This is a genomic window from Brevibacillus sp. AF8, from assembly GCF_021270385.1.
In the GTDB taxonomy this organism is placed as follows: Bacteria; Bacillota; Bacilli; order Brevibacillales; family Brevibacillaceae; genus Brevibacillus.
This window is the reverse complement of record NZ_JAGQDN010000007.1, coordinates 18,806-35,080: the sequence shown is the minus strand read 5'-3', so window position 1 is coordinate 35,080 and position 16,275 is coordinate 18,806. Positions and strand designations below refer to the sequence as shown.

General features: G+C 48.6%; 13 protein-coding genes. 6 read left to right on the top strand and 7 right to left on the bottom strand.

Translation table 11 applies throughout. From position 1 onward, the window contains the following. The first annotated feature begins 59 nt into the window (after positions 1-59). The 6 genes from KB186_RS11800 to KB186_RS11775 all read left to right on the top strand — a co-directional run bounded on the left by KB186_RS11800 (position 60) and on the right by KB186_RS11775 (position 8,771). Entirely contained in the window at positions 60-1,514 is a 1,455-nt protein-coding gene (locus tag KB186_RS11800; RefSeq protein ID WP_221868725.1) for a polysaccharide deacetylase family protein, read from the top strand. A gap of 33 nt (positions 1,515-1,547) precedes the next feature. Beyond that, positions 1,548-2,861 (top strand): nucleotide sugar dehydrogenase, encoded by a 1,314-nt coding sequence (locus tag KB186_RS11795; RefSeq protein ID WP_221868726.1) that lies wholly within the window; start codon positions 1,548-1,550, stop codon positions 2,859-2,861. A gap of 26 nt (positions 2,862-2,887) precedes the next feature. After that, the gene (locus KB186_RS11790) at positions 2,888-4,771 is read left to right on the top strand and encodes a glycosyltransferase (RefSeq protein WP_232773743.1); all 1,884 of its coding nucleotides are present in this window, start codon (positions 2,888-2,890) and stop codon (positions 4,769-4,771) included. 36 nt (positions 4,772-4,807) lie between these two features. Then, positions 4,808-6,568, top strand: a complete 1,761-nt coding sequence (locus KB186_RS11785) for a polysaccharide deacetylase family protein (RefSeq protein ID WP_232773664.1) — start codon at positions 4,808-4,810, stop codon at positions 6,566-6,568. Positions 6,569-6,595: 27 nt separating this feature from the next. Further along, entirely contained in the window at positions 6,596-7,660 is a 1,065-nt protein-coding gene (locus KB186_RS11780) for a glycosyl hydrolase family 18 protein (protein ID WP_232773663.1), read from the top strand. 277 nt (positions 7,661-7,937) lie between these two features. Next, on the top strand, positions 7,938-8,771 hold the full coding sequence (locus KB186_RS11775) for an undecaprenyl-diphosphate phosphatase (protein ID WP_232773662.1): 834 nt from the start codon (positions 7,938-7,940) through the stop codon (positions 8,769-8,771). A 42-nt stretch (positions 8,772-8,813) separates the two neighbouring features. On the opposite strand, the gene KB186_RS11770 is transcribed toward KB186_RS11775, so the two are convergent. From KB186_RS11770 to efeB, 7 genes are all read right to left on the bottom strand, one after another. After that, positions 8,814-9,281 carry an OsmC family protein gene (locus tag KB186_RS11770; protein WP_232773661.1) on the bottom strand — a complete coding sequence of 156 codons (468 nt, stop codon included), beginning with the start codon at positions 9,279-9,281 and terminating at the stop codon, positions 8,814-8,816. Between the two features lie 178 nt (positions 9,282-9,459). Continuing rightward, positions 9,460-11,148: a hypothetical protein gene (locus tag KB186_RS11765; RefSeq protein ID WP_232773660.1), complete on the bottom strand. Its 1,689-nt coding sequence runs from the start codon at positions 11,146-11,148 to the stop codon at positions 9,460-9,462. A gap of 27 nt (positions 11,149-11,175) precedes the next feature. Next, positions 11,176-11,616, bottom strand: a complete 441-nt coding sequence (locus tag KB186_RS11760; RefSeq protein ID WP_173611775.1) for a divergent PAP2 family protein — start codon at positions 11,614-11,616, stop codon at positions 11,176-11,178. 23 nt (positions 11,617-11,639) lie between these two features. Continuing rightward, the gene (locus KB186_RS11755) at positions 11,640-11,996 is read right to left on the bottom strand and encodes an SMR family transporter (RefSeq protein WP_173611776.1); all 357 of its coding nucleotides are present in this window, start codon (positions 11,994-11,996) and stop codon (positions 11,640-11,642) included. 36 nt (positions 11,997-12,032) lie between these two features. Next, the gene (locus KB186_RS11750) at positions 12,033-12,962 is read right to left on the bottom strand and encodes a decaprenyl-phosphate phosphoribosyltransferase (RefSeq protein ID WP_232773659.1); all 930 of its coding nucleotides are present in this window, start codon (positions 12,960-12,962) and stop codon (positions 12,033-12,035) included. A gap of 222 nt (positions 12,963-13,184) precedes the next feature. Beyond that, a complete protein-coding gene (locus KB186_RS11745) occupies positions 13,185-14,969 on the bottom strand; it encodes an FTR1 family iron permease (protein ID WP_173611778.1) in 1,785 nt (594 codons plus the stop codon). A 27-nt stretch (positions 14,970-14,996) separates the two neighbouring features. Then, positions 14,997-16,274 carry an iron uptake transporter deferrochelatase/peroxidase subunit gene (gene efeB / locus KB186_RS11740; RefSeq protein WP_173611779.1) on the bottom strand — a complete coding sequence of 426 codons (1,278 nt, stop codon included), beginning with the start codon at positions 16,272-16,274 and terminating at the stop codon, positions 14,997-14,999. Between the last annotated feature and the right edge of the window lies 1 nt (position 16,275).

The following is a 16,275-nucleotide window of genomic DNA, read 5'->3' as shown; positions in this document are numbered from 1 at the left end:
GATGAAATAGTCGTTTTTTTATGCGAAAAGGGCATTTCTTACATGAAAAGGGGACAATCATGATTAGTCATTGGAAAGGGGCCAGTGGGTTCCGAGTATTTCAATGGATCTCCCTTGTAGGGATCGTGGCATTATTGGCAGGCTGTTCACCGTTTCAGGGGAATGAAAACGGTGCAGATAACGGACCTGCGTCAGTCAAACCTGAAAAAATCGAGCGTTACAAGGGGGAAAAGAGCAAGGCAGTGTCGATGGTCTACACGACGCAAAGACAGCTTGCTCTTACTTTTAATGGGATGGCAGATAAAGACAAGATGAAAAGATTGCTGGATGAGTTGGACAAGTACCACATCAAGGCAGCTTTTTTCATGCCAGGAATGAGAGTAGCTGAAGAGCCTGACATTGCGCGAGAAATTGTCGCCAGAGGTCACGAGATCGAAAACAATACGTTGAACAATTCTGCTTTGCAGAACCAACCTTACGAGAAAATGTACAAAGACATCGAGTTGACCAATGAGGTCATTCATAGAGAAACGGACAAAACACCGCGGTATATCAGAACAAAGTCGGGTGAATACAATGACGATCTCCGATTGGTAGCTGCTCACAATGGACAAGAAGCCGTCGTGTCCGCCAGTCTGTTTCTGCACAATTGGCAAAAAGAGACGGAGGAGCAAAAAATTCATTACCTAAGAAAATATATGAATCGCGGCGGCATCATCGCGATGGATACAGAGGAGAACAAGTCTGTCGTAGAAAACATCCGGCTACTGGCAGAGGCAGCTACTCATGTCGGTTACAGATTCGTCCCCTTGCACGAGTTGATTGCACAAGGAGGGGAGCGAAAGCCGCTGCAAGATATTCCGGGTTTTGATGCAGCAAAAATGAATGCGGCGTATTACGAGGCCAAACCAAATCTCATCTATCGAAAAGAAACGGACAAGAAGATGGTCGCCTTGTCTTTCGATGATTGGGGTACGGATCAAACAGTTACGAAGATTCTCGATATCCTGGACAAAAAGGGAGTAAAGGCTTCGTTTTTCCTTCGCGCAGATGGTGTAGAGCGAAATCCAAACTTGGCGAGAGCGATTGCGGAAGCGGGACACGACGTAGCCAATCACACCTATTCTCACCCGGTGAATACCAAAATTGCGCCGGAAGAATTGCAAAAAGAGATTGTCAAAGCCCATCAGATCATTACCGAAGCAATTCAGCAGAAGCCGACGATGTATTTCAGACCGCCAACTGGGGCGTTCGACGATCAGACACTCAAGGCGATTGCAGCAACGGGCTACGAGGATATTACGATTTATGATGTGACGCCGTCCGATTACGACAAGAAACGGAGTGCGGACGATATCGTCAAAACCATTATGGAGCAGACGCGGAGCGGAAGCGTGATCCTGCTGCACATGCTCGATGATATTCACACAGTAGAGGCGCTACCAATCGTAATTGACCAGCTTAGAAGCAAAGGATACACGCTTGTACCCATGACAGAGATGTTTGGCCAATAAAGCCCAAAACAGAACAGGGAGAGGGACCAGCTTATGAATTTGTACGAAGGGATTGTGGAGAGGAAGGAAAAAATTGCTGTCGTCGGTCTTGGGTACGTAGGCTTGCCGATTGCGATGGCACTGTCAAAACGTTCTTCTGTGATTGGATTCGATGTAAACAAAGAGAAAGTAGCAGCCTATCAAAAGGGAAACTTTCATGATGTGGACGTGGAACAGGAGCTGACGAGTGACTCTGCTATTGAATTCACTTCAGATGAAAATAGATTGCAGGAAGCGCGATTTTTTATCGTGGCCGTGCCTACTCCGGTCAAAAGCGGCAATGTTCCAGACCTGAAATTTGTAGAAAGCGCGTCCCGCATGGTGGGCAGACAGTTGAGAAAAGGGGCAATCGTCGTATTTGAATCGACTGTTTATCCTGGGGCAACCGAAGATGTTTGCTTGCCGATTCTGGAGGCGGAATCGGGCTTGCGTTGTGGTATAGACTTCAAGATCGGCTATTCACCTGAACGCATCAACCCGGGAGACAAGGTAAATCGTCTGGAAAACATCGTCAAGATCGTATCGGGGATGGATGAAGAAACACTGGGAATCGTAGCAAGCGTCTACGAGCTCGTGATCAAGGCAGGCGTTTATCGAGCAGAAAGCATCAAGGTAGCGGAAGCGGCAAAAGTCATTGAAAATGCTCAGCGGGATGTCAATATTGCGTTTATGAATGAGCTGGCGATGCTGTTCAACCAGATGGATATTCCGACGAAAGCAGTATTGAAAGCGGCAGGAACCAAGTGGAACTTCCTCCCTTTTTCACCGGGCTTGGTTGGCGGGCATTGCATCGGTATCGACCCGTACTATTTAACGTACAAAGCAGAAGACAGCGGCTATCGCTCCCGCATTATTTTGGCAGCTAGACACATCAATGATGGCATGGGGAAATATGTCGCCCAACAAATCATTAAGATGGCTGTTCGCTCAAAGCTCGATCTTCAAAATGTAAGGATCGGTATATTAGGTCTGTCATACAAAGAAGACTGCGCAGATATCAGAAATACCAAGGTGACGGATATTATTGAGGAATTGAAAGAATACGGCATAAATCCGTTGGTCGTAGACCCGATGGTGAATCCTCGGGAGGCATACGAGGAATACGGCATCGAGCTGTCAGAGATGGGGGCTCTCCACGACTTGGACATAGTGGTTGTAGCGGTACCGCATGCTCCCTTTGCCCAGATGGAAGTCGCTGATTTTGCCGCAATGTACGGTAAGAATGAAGCAAAAATCATGATCGATATAAAAGAGATTTATTCCAAAGCTGACTTTGTAAACAGTGGATTTCATTACTGGAGCTTGTAGGCAGTGGAGGGGAGAGAGCGGCAGTGATGAAACGGTTGGTAGAGAAAATAAAGCCGAAAAAGAAAGAGAAAATCGAAGAAGTACTGACGGTTTCCAAAACAGAGAGGCGCGTATTATCGAATGTGCCAGACCCGGAGAAAATTCGTGTCCAAGTGGATCGCCGCGGTGCTAAAGATACGAATGAGCCAGGAAATCTGGAAGACCCGGAATACCTGAATCGCATTCGGATGCTAAGTCTGCGCTATATGGCGGATTTCCCGGTGACGCTATTGACCAAGAAACAGCGGATCAAGGATGGAATCAAGGCAAGAGCCGTCGATATTTCTTCGACTGGTCTATTAGTGGAACTAGATTCGGAGATGGTAGACATCCAGGTGGGACAAGTGTTTATGATCCATTGCACAATCCCGCCAGGTACAATGCCAGAAGGCTATGAGTCAACGGTGAAGCTGGATGCAACGGTTGTTCGCTCGTTTACCCAGGAGGAGGACGGGCGTCAGAAGTTCATGCTCGCCTTCGAGTTTTCCAAACCGCTGACTGACTATTTACGCAAAAAACGCTGGGGATACGCCATTTATATTGCAAGTACTTTCTTGTTTTTCGCTGCGGCGTTTATCGTGCTCATGCGCGCGGAGAGTGTGATTTATTTCAAATACAACATGTACTTGTATTTGTACAGCTTGATTGCCGCTGCCTTTTTGCTGACACGGTATTTATTCGGTGCTCTTTATCGGGGGGTTCCCGTCAATCCGGACTATACACCGGGCGTGAGCATTATTATCCCGTGTTTTAATGAAGAGCAGTGGATTCACCGGACGATTTTGAGTTGTGTCAATCAGAACTACCCGATTGATAAGCTGGAGGTCATCGTGGTAGACGACCGCTCGACAGACCGATCCGCAGAAGAGATTCAAAAGGTCATCGATATGATTCATAACGAGGCCGAGCGCTATATGACCCGCGAGCGCGTGAGGATGCACATTCTTCCGGAAAACGGCGGGAAACGGGTCGCTTTGGTAAAAGGTGTGGAAATGGCCAAGCACGATTTGGTTGTCTTCGTTGATTCAGACAGCTTTTTGGAACCGACTGCGATTCGCAACCTCGTACAGCCTTTCCAAGACCCGAAAATGGGTGGTGTCGCAGGGCGTACGGATGTGGAAAACAAGTTCACCAACTCAATCACCAAGCTGCAAACCGTTCGTTACTACATTGCCTTTCGCATCATGAAAGCGGCTGAGTCCTGGTTTGACAGTGTCACTTGCTTGTCTGGGCCGTTGTCTTGCTATCGTAAGGAATTGATTTTGCAGCATTCTGAAGCATGGCTGAATCAGAAGTTTCTCGGGCAGCCAGCCACTTTTGGCGATGACCGAAGCATGACCAACTTTATTTTGCGAACACATCGGACGGGCTATCAGGATTCTGCGATTTGCTCGACGATTGTGCCGTCAGATATGAACGTATTTTTGAAGCAGCAGATGCGCTGGAAGCGTTCGTGGTTGAGGGAATCTTTGCGTGCCAGCGGCTTTATTTGGCGCAAGGAGCCTTTTATGGCGATCTTCTTTTACATTGGTCTGATTGTTCCTATCGCTGCTCCTGTCATCGTCCTGTACAACCTCGTATACGTCCCGCTCGTTCATCACATTTTCCCGGGCACGTTTTTAATGGGCTTGCTGTTGATGGCGCTCTTAATGAGTTTGGCCCATCTATTTTTCCGTAGAAGCAAGCTATGGGTTTTCGGGATTGTCTTTTGTGTGTTTTATGAGCTGGTGCTGTTGTGGCAGATGCCTGTGGCTTGGGTGACATTCTGGAAATCTACTTGGGGTACGCGAGAAACACCGCAGGACGTCGAAGCGAGATTGAAAAAAGAAGCCCGAAAGAAGAACAAAAAAGGCTTTGGGCTGCCATTTTAAGAGGGAAAGACAAAGGGAGTGAGGGTGTCAGGATTTATGGGAAAAACGACGAGCGATGTCTTGGACTATCGGAAAAAAGATCGCAATAAATTCATCAAAACGCTGATCCAGGTCGCTATCTTGGTCGTCCTGGGTGTCATGTTATATAATGCCGCCTTTGATTGGAAGAAGTACGAGGAGCCGAATAAAGCGAGCTGGACGAATGACAAAGGCTTTATCGCCATCTCCTATTTTGGCGTAGGTCGTACGGGGACACCGAAATTAGTAGCCAAGAAGCAATTGGACGAGCAGCTGCAGGCGTTGTATGACCAAGGCTATCAAACGATCTCGCAACAAGATATCTTGGATTTTTACAAAAAAAAGAAGCCACTTCCTGACAAGGCCCTGTTTCTAGCCTTTGAAGATGGCCGCAACGATTCGAGCTTGTTTGCCCAGCCGCTTTTGGAGAAGTACAACTTCAAAGCAACGGCATTGTCATACGGCAATAAGATGGGAAACAGCGAGAACAAATTCCTGCAGCCGGAAGACATGAAAAAAATGATGGAAAACGGCTACTGGGAGCTCGGTTCCAACGGTTATCGACTGACGTATATCAATGTATTTGATGATCAGGGCAATTTCATCGGGGTGAAGGATGAGAGTGAATTATCGAATAAAACAAAGGTAGGCTACTATAATCATTACTTGATGGACTTTATACGTGACAGCAATATGATCCCGATGGAAGACAGAAGCAAGATGGAAGCGAGAATCAACGAAGACTACAAGCTGATGAATGATACATATATGGATCAATTGGGCTTTGTCCCGGGTGCCTATATGATCATGCATGCGAACACCCTGTATGGCGGGATGAATCGCTTGGTAGCGGATGCGAACGACGCGAATATCAAAAAGTATTTTACGATGCACTTTAACCGGGAAGGAACCGCCTACAACGACAACAAGAGCAATCTGTACAACCTGACTCGCGTGCAGCCAGAGCCTTATTGGTACACGAATCATTTGTTGATGCGCATCCAAAAAGACACTGACGAAAAGATTCGCTTCGTTCGCGGTGATGAAGAGCAAGCGAAAGAGTGGGATCGTCTCGGTGGCGCTGCGCAATTTATGGAGGATCAGATCGTCTTGACCTCTCCAGCTGCTGGCTCTGGCATGTTATATTTAAAAAACAGCGACAGCCAGAAGGATATCAAGCTTTCTGCCAAGCTGGAAGGGAATGTAATCGGTAAGCAATCTATTTATTTGCGCTATGATCGGGAAAAAGACAGCTATGTACGGGTCGTCCTGCATGATAATGAGCTGCGCGTCGAGCAGAAGAAGGAAAAAGGCGAGGTACAGGAGCTTTTCAAGACGGAATTGAGCCAAGTGATTTGGAATCCTGAGGATTTGACCTTCGACCGTGCCTCTGTTTATACGAGAGAACAAGGTAAGTCTGGTGCTCCCGAGCTGGAAAAATACCCGATCAACATTAAAAATACGCGTTCATTCGAAATGACTGTTCAAGGGGACCGTCTCAGTGTTTCCGTGGACAAGACAACGCTCTTGGACAAGCAACAGATCGACCCAAGCGTTAGCAACGGTGGAGTTGCATTGGAAGCGGCCTATAGTGAAGCGAACAAAAAGGATGACATTTATGACGGGGTGTTTGCGGACGTACAGATTGCGTCCTTAGAGCAACCAAATGATGAGCAGCAGATGCTGTTCAGCAATGTGCAGACAGGACTTGCAGGAGTCGTCAGTTCGATCAAGAAAGCTATTTCTGTCGCAATGGACTGGGTCATCGACACCTTTTAAATCCGAAACAAGGGGGCTCCGTGCAAGGTGTCAAACATCAAGAAACGATCGATCATTTTGACTGCTCTTCTGATAGTAGTGTGTGTCATCCTCGTATGGTACATGATGAAATGGAACGATACCGAAAGCTTGGAGAGTGTAGATGCAGCTAACAACACGACGGAATTGTCCGCTTGGGTGGTAGACTGGCAGTGGGAATCCGGTTTGGAGGATTTCCGCAGGATGACGGATGGCTTGTCCAGTTTGCAGGTTTTCGCGGCGTATTTTGATGAAAATGACAAGCTGCATTTTACTGACCGCATGATCAAGGCGATGCCTGAGATCAAGGAAGCATCGAAGCAGGGTAGCTATGTCGACCTAGATTTGACCATTGTGAATGATCGCCTTAACAGTGATGGTACGCAGGTTCAAAAGGACCCGTCGATTGTCAGCAGGCTCATGGCGACAGATGCAAGCCGTACCAAGCATATTATGGAGATCAAGAATGCCGTGATCCAGAATGGCTTTCATGGTTTAGAAATCGATTATGAGAGAATTGACGAGAAAGACTGGGACAACTTCCTTACTTTTATCCATACCTTGTATCAGCATTTGGAGAAGGAGGGAAAGTCGCTTCGCATCGTATTGGAGCCGCGCGCGCCGATTGAAGAGTTGGCATTGCCAAAGGGCCCTACTTACGTCATGATGGCTTATAATTTGTACGGTACGAATACAGAGCCAGGGCCCAAAGCTGATCATGCATTTATCGAGGAGCTTGCCCATCGCATGCAAAAAGTGACGGGTGACAAGGTCATGGCCCTATCTGTAGGCGGGTTTGACTGGGCTAGTGATGGAAAAGTGACGGCAGTGACAGAAAAGCAGGCAGATGACCTTGCTGTGTCAAGTATCGAGCCACCCAAGCGAGATAAAGCGAGCGGCAGTTTGTACTTCGACTATATGGGTGAGGACGGTCAAAAGCACACGGTTTGGTATGCGGATGAAGAGACACTGTCTCAATGGGTTGCGGTCGCAAAGAAAGCGGGTATTGAGAGAATCGCGCTTTGGCGACTCGGTGACATGGGGGAAGGGACGTTGCAATATGTGAATCGATGAGGGGCTGTGGTGGAGGGAAGAAGCGAATTTCCAGTCTACGCTTCGGCCTACGCAGCTCTTGATTCACATCTTGCAGAGTTGATATAAATCAAGAAAAGCAAGATGGCTATCACTGTGGGGACATCCCATCCATCCGGAATTTACTAGAATGTTTTTCGATCACGATGTAACTTTGTACCGGAGATGAACGTTATAATGCTAGAAGCGGTAGTCTGCTCTTTTACAGGGCGGCTGCTACATATTGATTTTGGACTTCATTCATAGGAGCGTGGAATTTTTGGGTCTCTGGGAAGCTTTTGTTGCGATTGTGCTGGGGCTAGTAGAAGGTTTGACTGAGTTTGCTCCGGTTTCCTCTACGGGTCACATGATCATCGTGGATGACTTTTTGTTCCAAACGAAAGATTTGTTTTCACCTGAAGTGGCCAACACCTTCAAAATTGTCATTCAGCTCGGCTCGATTTTGGCTGTCGTGGTTTTGATGTGGGATCGGTTCATGAGCTTGCTCGGCCTCAACAGACTGGCTGGTAAGCGTGAGGTTCAGGCAGGACCTCGGCTGAATTTGGCTACGGTCATTGTCGGTTTGATTCCTGCGGGGATTCTGGGTGTTCTGTTTGACGACTACATCGATGAGTATTTGTTTTCGACGAAGACTGTGGTAATCGGACTCGTGCTAGGCGCTCTTCTCATGCTTGCTGCGGATTGGTTCCGACCAAGACGTCCAAAGATCGAGTCAGTTGATCAGATTACCTACAAGCAGGCATTTCTGGTCGGACTTATTCAATGCTTCTCCCTGTGGCCTGGCTTTTCCCGTTCAGGTTCCACGATCTCAGGGGGCGTACTGTTGGGCATGAGCCATCGGGCGGCGGCAGACTTCACGTTTATTATGGCGGTGCCGATCATGGCGGGCGCGAGCTTTTTGTCGCTGTTGAAGCGTTGGGATGCGATTACAATGGACAGCATTCCGTTTTTCGTCATCGGTTTTATTAGCGCGTTTGTGTTTGCGCTCCTGTCGATTCGTTTCTTCTTGAAGCTGATCAACCGCATCAAGCTGACGCCTTTTGCGATTTACCGTCTGGTGCTGGCAGCGGTCATTTACTTTGTATTTATGTAAAAATTAAAAAGACGACAAAGGCTCCCAGTTGGGAGCCTTATTTTAATCATTCGCCTTTATCTCACTCGGTTTTTCAATAATAATTCCGTTTAACTTAAGCGTAACAGGATTCGCGATCGTATCTCCAACGGGGCATGTTTGTTCCAAAAACTCCACAAAAGACTCTACCTGCTCTCTAGGAGCATCGGTTTTGATATGAAAGGTGTATCGAATCTCGGAATACCCGCGTCGGACATCAGATTTGTTCATGAAGCCATCCGTATCGAGATCGCCTTCAACCTCCACCCAAAAATCGTCGAGTTGAACGTTAAACTTCCTGGCATATACTCTGGCAACGATAGATTGGCAGGCTCCTAATGCGGAGAGTACCAGTTCAACCGGGTTCATGCCGGTATCCGTACCTCCCAAGCTTTTCGGTTCATCGATGGTTATCTCGAAATTTCTCGAACTGGCCTTCACAACCATTCCCTTTTGTAGATGTGCAGTTGCTTTGAACGTTTCAACAGGCATGATGCACACTCCCTTCTGGATAATCAATACAAGTAAACTCTACCATAGTTTTCCAATAACCATTGAGAAAATTTCTGCATTTATGCAAACGGGTGTCTCGTTCACTGCACACAGCTAATAATAAAAAGGGGCTGTCCCAAAAGTCGATTTCCCGACTGAGAGACGCCCCTTCTATCTTTTATTTCAAAAGATAAACCGCACGCGTAGTCATAAAGCCTTTGACATCTTCGCCTTTATCCAGCTTTTGCTCGACGAAAGGAATGCCAGCTTCTTGCAGACGTACTTTCACCGCATTGAAATGGTGGAAGTCTACGACCAGCGTTTTGTTGCTTGCTTTGATTTCTTCTAGCTGCTTTTTCACTAATGCATTGGCGCCAGACTGTCCAATGATATGAGAAGCATTTACCATTACCATATTGGCGAGTAAAATGACGACCAGAACCCTGCCCGCATAGCGGAAAAAGCCCTTCTGAATATCCCAGACTGCCAGCGCAATCAAGAGTGGAATCAGCCAAAGTTGCGGAACATAGCGCGCCCACCAGCTTTCCGGATTAATCAGCACGGTCACGAAGAGCACCAGACTGATCCACAAGAAAGGTGCCGCCTTTTTACGATGAGTCCCCAAAAGCAAGGCGACGAGAATCAGGCATGTGACAATCACAGCTCCTCCGAAAAGCGTTCCGAATCCGGCTACACGCACGTCAGGAGAGTAGAACACGGCGAGCTCTTTCCATGTGACTGTAAATGGCACTTTCCATGTAGGGCTATGGGGTGTTGCGATGTTCTCCGATTTGGAAAATAAGGAGATAGCCAGATTTTCTATGCTGGAATTGTCTTTGAAGCCATGCGGGCTATTCGAGGTCATGATATCAACGGCGCCTTTGCCCGCCAACGGATAAAACGGATGTCCCTTCGTTAGCGTGTTGGTGACATACGGATTGTACCCGACAACCCCTACGGTGATAACCAGACTAATTGAAAGCCACACGAGCATGCTTTTGAAGTGCTGACGGCGATCGTAGAAAAAGAAGAGCACGAGAATAGCCAAGCCGAGCAGTCCGGCATACCCCAATGCCGTGAATTTGATCTGGGCCAGCAGCATGAGCGCTGCGCATAGTGCCAGTAGCGTCCAGGCATGGTATCGCTTATACAGCAAATAGCCAAGAGCGCAGATGATAAGCACGAGTGAGCCAAGCTGTCCGTCAATATAGAAGGAAGTCGATTGCGTAATCACAGTAGGATTGAACGCTGCGAGCAGCGCGAAGGCAATCGCCGCCCCTTTTCTCTCTGGGAAAGCGGTTCGGATGGCAGCGAGGGTCAGGAAAAAGGACGATGCAATCAACAACAGGTTAAATATTTTGCTAACCTCAATCTGACCAGTAAGTTTATACATGACCGCATCAAGCATCCAAGGACCTTTGGCGTAATGATTGATCCACAGGTGAAAGGCCGAGAGAATCTCTTTATTGTCCATCTCCTCCACTTCTTTTGAACCAGGAGGCTTGAGGATGGGCTGGTCATGAACTGGGTTCCAGCCGTTGGTTATCTTCACGATTGCTTCTTGATGATACGTTTGTCCGTCAAAAGAGAGATCAAACGTATTGGCGCTGATGAAGTAGCTGATGCCTGAAACAATCACCAGTCCAGCCAACAGGGAGAAAAACCAGGCCCGGCGACGTGAACTTACGAAGACCGACACCATTCCTCCCAATGCAGCCAAAGCGGCAACGAGGCCAATCCAAAAGCTGGCGGCACTCACGGATACGCCGAACAAAAATAAAACCGATGTGCTAAGCACAATCGTAGCCATAAACAATAGCAAAGCCGTCCCGAGCAGGAACGAGTACGTAGCTGTACGGTTATTCATGAACATAATCTCCTGTCTACGAATCTACTAGCCAATGAGGTTAGGGAGGTTCGCTGCCAGCAGATGCAATACGGTAGCAAGCAGTACCCCGAGTACCAGACCCCCGGCAATTTCCCATCTGGTATGTCCCATGCTTTCGCGCAAAGGCTTGGTGGGAAACACGTCCGGATGTTCCTTTGCGAGCTTGTTGAGTGCCTCTGCATGTTTTCCTACCGCTCTGCGCAATCCAGTCGCATCGATGATCACAATAAACGTCACAGCCACGCCCAGCCCGAATGCCGGATGAGTAAAGCCCTCCTGCAAACCAATCAGAAACACAGTGGTCACCATAACGGTTGTGTGCGTGCTGGGAAACCCGCCGTTCCCGACCATTTCTTTGGCACGAGACCCAAAACGGAGGTAATTGATCAAAAATTTGGTTATTCCAGACACGAGCCAGCCGATAAACGGCGCTGCTGCATATAACATGAGAAAACTCCTCTACGTGATGATTACGACTGAGATATGACGACGACGCCCACGACGATAATCGCCAGACCGGCAATGCGTGTAAGGGACAACGGTTCGTTGAAGATCAAGAAGGATAGCACAGCTACCAACACGTATCCAAGTGCTGCCATGGGATAAGCATAGGAAAGCTGCACCTTTTCCAGCGCAGCAATCCAGATAAACGCAGAAAGTCCGTAAAGCGCAAGTCCCACCATAATCGGCAGGTTCGTGAAATAGTGCAGGAACTTCAGTAGCAGCATGTCATTGTTGCTGGTGAGCGAGGATGCGCCCATCTTCATCGCGACTTGTCCACACGCACTGAGGATCACGGAAACGATGATGAGAACAATTGATGGCATAGTCTGATCCACAACCTATCTGTGCAAGTAACTTCCTTATTTAAATTCAAACATGTAAATAATCCCGGCTACCATGATGACATACAGGGACACCGTAATGAGAATCGGCTTGTCCTGCAACAAAACTTTTTCCGGACTGCCGCCCTGGCCTGCGACGGTGATCAAATACAGGTAACGGAAAATACCAAAGATCACGAGCGGAATGGTCCACATCAAGTGAATCGTGCGTCCTGAGGTAAAAGTGAACAAGGAATAGCTGATGATTGTCATGGTCGTCACAATCGTATTCAACTGATTCAATAACTCGGACGAATAACTGTCGAGCACTTTGCGATGCGTTCCTTTATCCTGCTGTAACAAAATCAGCTCGTGGCGACGTTTGCTGATGGCCAAAAACAGCGCGAGCAGCATCGTACAGAGTAAAAACCACGGCGTGAACGGCGTTTGGATCATCAGACTTCCGCCGATGGCACGCAAAACAAAGCCGGCTGAGATAATCATGACGTCCAGAATGACCACATGCTTCAGCTTCAGCGAGTAAGCGACGTTGAGTACAAAGTAGACCAGCAGCACGAGCGCGAATAATCGGTCAAAGTAATAAGCACTAAACAGGGAACCCAGAAGCAAAAACACACCAAATGCTAATGCGAGTGCTGGTGGCAATGCCCCAGAAGCCATGGGCCGGAACTGTTTTTCCGGGTGATTTCGGTCATTTTTGATATCGACAAAATCATTGAGGATGTAGACACAGCCGGATACAAAACAAAACAGTAGGAAGGCCAGCACTGACTTTCCAATGACATCCGGACTTACTTTGTGCAAGGAAAATAGCAAGGCAGCAAAGACGAGCAAGTTTTTCGTCCATTGATGTGGACGAAGCTGCTTCACTAATAGGTAGACCATATTTTGTCGAACGCGTGGCGTTGTTTTGACGTCAACTTTAACAGAATTTGATGTTGCCCCCATATCTAACTCCTATCCTATTATCGAATCGTACCTTCTAATGACGGAAAATGTAAAAAGAAGGTTACACCTGTAATATGGTAACACAACTTCCCCCATAAAAATTTAACGATAACAGAAAAAATGTGAACTTGCGAGAAAGAATGATTGCCAAGAATAATATCGGGGGTTACAAGAAAACGCAGCCCTCGTGATGGAGCTGCGTTTTTCAGGGTATCTCTTTATTTAGTTCACCCGCGGAATCGGAGTGGCAGCTTTTTTTCGAGAATACAGGAACAAATTGAAGAGTACGATCACGAGTATGATCAATTGCGGGATCGTTGTTTCCCAGCTCGCGTAAATGCCAAGCGTCGGTGCGTACAACAAGTAATCGCTGCTGTGTGCAGATAAGCTTCCCGTTACCTGCAAAGCGTGGATGCTGACGCCGACGAATTTAAATGCCATGTAGTAGAGCAATAGACTGGCTACAAAAAAGAACGGACGCACGGGTATGCGTGCACTGAGCTTGATGATGACAAAGCCAATTACGGCCAAGACGACAAGCGCGCTCAAAATGCCGATCGCCAGGTCTGACATGGAGATCGTAGCGGCCATCCCCATATAAAAGATAATCGTTTCTGCCCCTTCGCGGGCGACAGCGAGAAAGGCGGTGAATGAGAGTGACCACAGAGCTCCTTTTGCCAAAGAAGAGCCGATAGATTTCTCGACAAACTGATTCCATGCCTGCAAATTGGACTTCTTATGCAACCACGCACCGATCGTCACCATAAAGAAGACGGCAATCAGTCCGGTTACTCCCTCAATCGTTTCTCGCGAGTTGCCTGTGGAGAGGTTGGAGAAAACGACACTGAGGATGACGGCAAGAATAGCGGAAACCACGATCCCGGCAAATGACCCAGACCAGATCCATTTGCGCTTGTCGGCATTGCCTGACTTGTTCAGGACAGTAAGCAAGGAGACGATGATCAAGATAGCCTCCAGTCCTTCACGGAACAAGATGAGTCCCGCATCCCAGGCGGTGTACGAGGATGCTGTCGCAAATGGCGAAAGCTCTGTCTTCATTTCCGCAAGATGAGCCGCCGCCTTTTCCCATTGCGGGGGATTGGACAGGATGAGTGTCGGGATGGCGACCATCTTGGCTTCAATGCTGCTGTAGGTAGCAGGCGATTTGGTCATGACTACGCCTTCTACAGAGGGCCAAGAGATGATAAAGGTCTCCATTTTGTCCGAAGCAGCAGTTGCATCCTGATTGGCGATATCTGTTTCTACCGATGCAAGGAGTACCAGTAGAGACGAGATGGTGGGCTGCTCGGAAGAAGGATTCGCAGCGGCCTGTTGGACTGCCTTTCCTGACAAATAATTGTTTACCGCAGTAATGAGTGCCTGTACCTTCTCTGCGCTCTTTTTAGGATCGGGTGGTTCTGTGTTTAGGGCAATGCGCGCACCGCTGATTTTGATTTCCATATCCCCGTAGACGGCGGCATTTTCCGCTCGAACAAGACCCTCTGCCTTATACCAGCCGGTGACGAAGCTGTTGTACGACTGCTTGGCTTTCGGCAGATCGCCTTCCGTGATGGCTGTCATGCTGTTTTGCAAGAGCGGTAGCAATGCCGCAATTTGCTTGTGTGCCCGTTCTTTTGGCTGACCGCCTTCTTCTTTGGACGAGACGTAACGATCCGTCGCTTTTGCCAGACTGGAGATAGCTGCTTTTGCGGTGTCAGGATTCGCCTTCGCTTGGGCAAGGGCTTGCTCTGCTTCCGCGATTGCTTGCGTCAGCGCTTGGGCATCTGCAGAGGTTTCTTCCGAATTGCCCTCCCAGATGCTCTTCATGCTGCTGAGTGCTTTAGCTGCTTCTTCCCAGTTGTTATCTCCACTGCTAATCAAGGCATCGCTGGAGAGGGCGATCATTTGCTTGAGCTGCTCTGGCACCAACGGCGCGGCTACAGCGGCAGACAGAGCAGATGTCCATAGCAGCATGCATGTACAAAGGATAAACAGATAGCGTTTCAAGGTGTTCACTCCATCCCAGGTAGTTGGTTAAAATAGCGTGTCCCCGATGTATCCGCCCTCACTTGCACCAGGTAGACAGGCGTACAAACCACTGCCAACATGGGTGATATATTCATTGAGCAGGTCGACAGATGCGAGCTTTTGTTGCATCGGTATGAATTGCTTGCGCGGATCACGATTGAAGCAAATGAACAACAGCCCAGCATCGAGCTGACCAGTCTTGAGATCCATTCCACTAGAATAAGAGTAACCGCGACGCAATATTTTCACCTTGCCGTCCATATGGGCCAGGGCGACATGGGAATCGACAGGAATAACGGGTTTGCCCTTGGCATCCTTTCGATCCAGCTCCAGCTCGTCAAACTCATTTGCTTTGCCAAGAGGAGCCCCGGTTAAACGGTGACGACCAAATGTATTCTCCTGATCGGTGAGGGAGGAGCGATCCCAGACCTCGATCCGCATGCGGATTCGACGCATGACCATGTAGCTTCCGCCTGCCATCCACGCGGGACTTTCAGCAGTGTTAGCCCAGACGACTTCATTTGCAATAGCGGGATCGTTCACCTGCGGATTGTTCGTGCCATCCTTGAAGCCCATCAGATTCCGTGGCGTGGAGCCAGTCGGGTCGGATGCACTGGTACGCTGGAAGCCTTCCTGCAGCCAGTGGAGGACAGCTTTTCCTCGAGCGATCCGAGCCAAGTTCCGGAGGGCATGGAAGGCGACCTGTGGATCGTTGGCACAGACCTGCACGACAATATCGCCACCCGACCATTCCTTTCGCATTTCATCGCTGTTGAAGCGAGGTAAATCGACCAATGGAGCTGGGCGTTTGGATGCAAGACCAAAGCGCTCATCGAAGAAAGAAGCGCCAAGCCCAAATGTGATCGTCAATTTCATTGGGCGCAGGCCCATGGCTTCTCCCGTGTCGACAGGAGGAAGAAGGGCGTGATCGCTCTCCTCATCGACGTTTTTGCCGGCAGTCATGCGTGCTGCTGCCTGCGTCCAGCTTTGAAACAAGCTGCGGACATCCCCTAGCGAGGTCGTCGTCAAATCAAAAGCACCCATGCAGATAAAATCCTGCATAGGTGTAATGATCCCGGACTGATGCTTGCCATAAAAGGGAATGACCTCATCTGCACGGGTCGGAGTGGTACTTGTCTGTTCATTTTTGGGAGAGGAGGGTAAAAGGGTATTGACCCCAGTCGCCCCCAACAGCAGTCCAATCCCTCCGACCCCAGCCAACTTCAGAGCCTCTCGACGTGTGATTTTGTTCGCTGTGGTGTTTGCGAGATGCTTGTCATTCATC

What these genes read in the sequence shown, in the direction of transcription:
- KB186_RS11800 (WP_221868725.1), top strand. Translation starts at nt 60, where the DNA reads ATGATTAGTCATTGGAAAGGGGCCAGTGGGTTCCGAGTATTTCAATGG.
- KB186_RS11795 (WP_221868726.1), top strand. Translation starts at nt 1,548, where the DNA reads ATGAATTTGTACGAAGGGATTGTGGAGAGGAAGGAAAAAATTGCTGTC.
- KB186_RS11790 (WP_232773743.1), top strand. Translation starts at nt 2,888, where the DNA reads ATGAAACGGTTGGTAGAGAAAATAAAGCCGAAAAAGAAAGAGAAAATC.
- KB186_RS11785 (WP_232773664.1), top strand. Translation starts at nt 4,808, where the DNA reads ATGGGAAAAACGACGAGCGATGTCTTGGACTATCGGAAAAAAGATCGC.
- KB186_RS11770 (WP_232773661.1), bottom strand. Translation starts at nt 9,281, where the DNA reads ATGCCTGTTGAAACGTTCAAAGCAACTGCACATCTACAAAAGGGAATG.
- KB186_RS11765 (WP_232773660.1), bottom strand. Translation starts at nt 11,148, where the DNA reads ATGAATAACCGTACAGCTACGTACTCGTTCCTGCTCGGGACGGCTTTG.
- KB186_RS11760 (WP_173611775.1), bottom strand. Translation starts at nt 11,616, where the DNA reads ATGTTATATGCAGCAGCGCCGTTTATCGGCTGGCTCGTGTCTGGAATA.
- KB186_RS11755 (WP_173611776.1), bottom strand. Translation starts at nt 11,996, where the DNA reads ATGCCATCAATTGTTCTCATCATCGTTTCCGTGATCCTCAGTGCGTGT.
- KB186_RS11750 (WP_232773659.1), bottom strand. Translation starts at nt 12,962, where the DNA reads ATGGGGGCAACATCAAATTCTGTTAAAGTTGACGTCAAAACAACGCCA.
- efeB (WP_173611779.1), bottom strand. Translation starts at nt 16,274, where the DNA reads ATGAATGACAAGCATCTCGCAAACACCACAGCGAACAAAATCACACGT.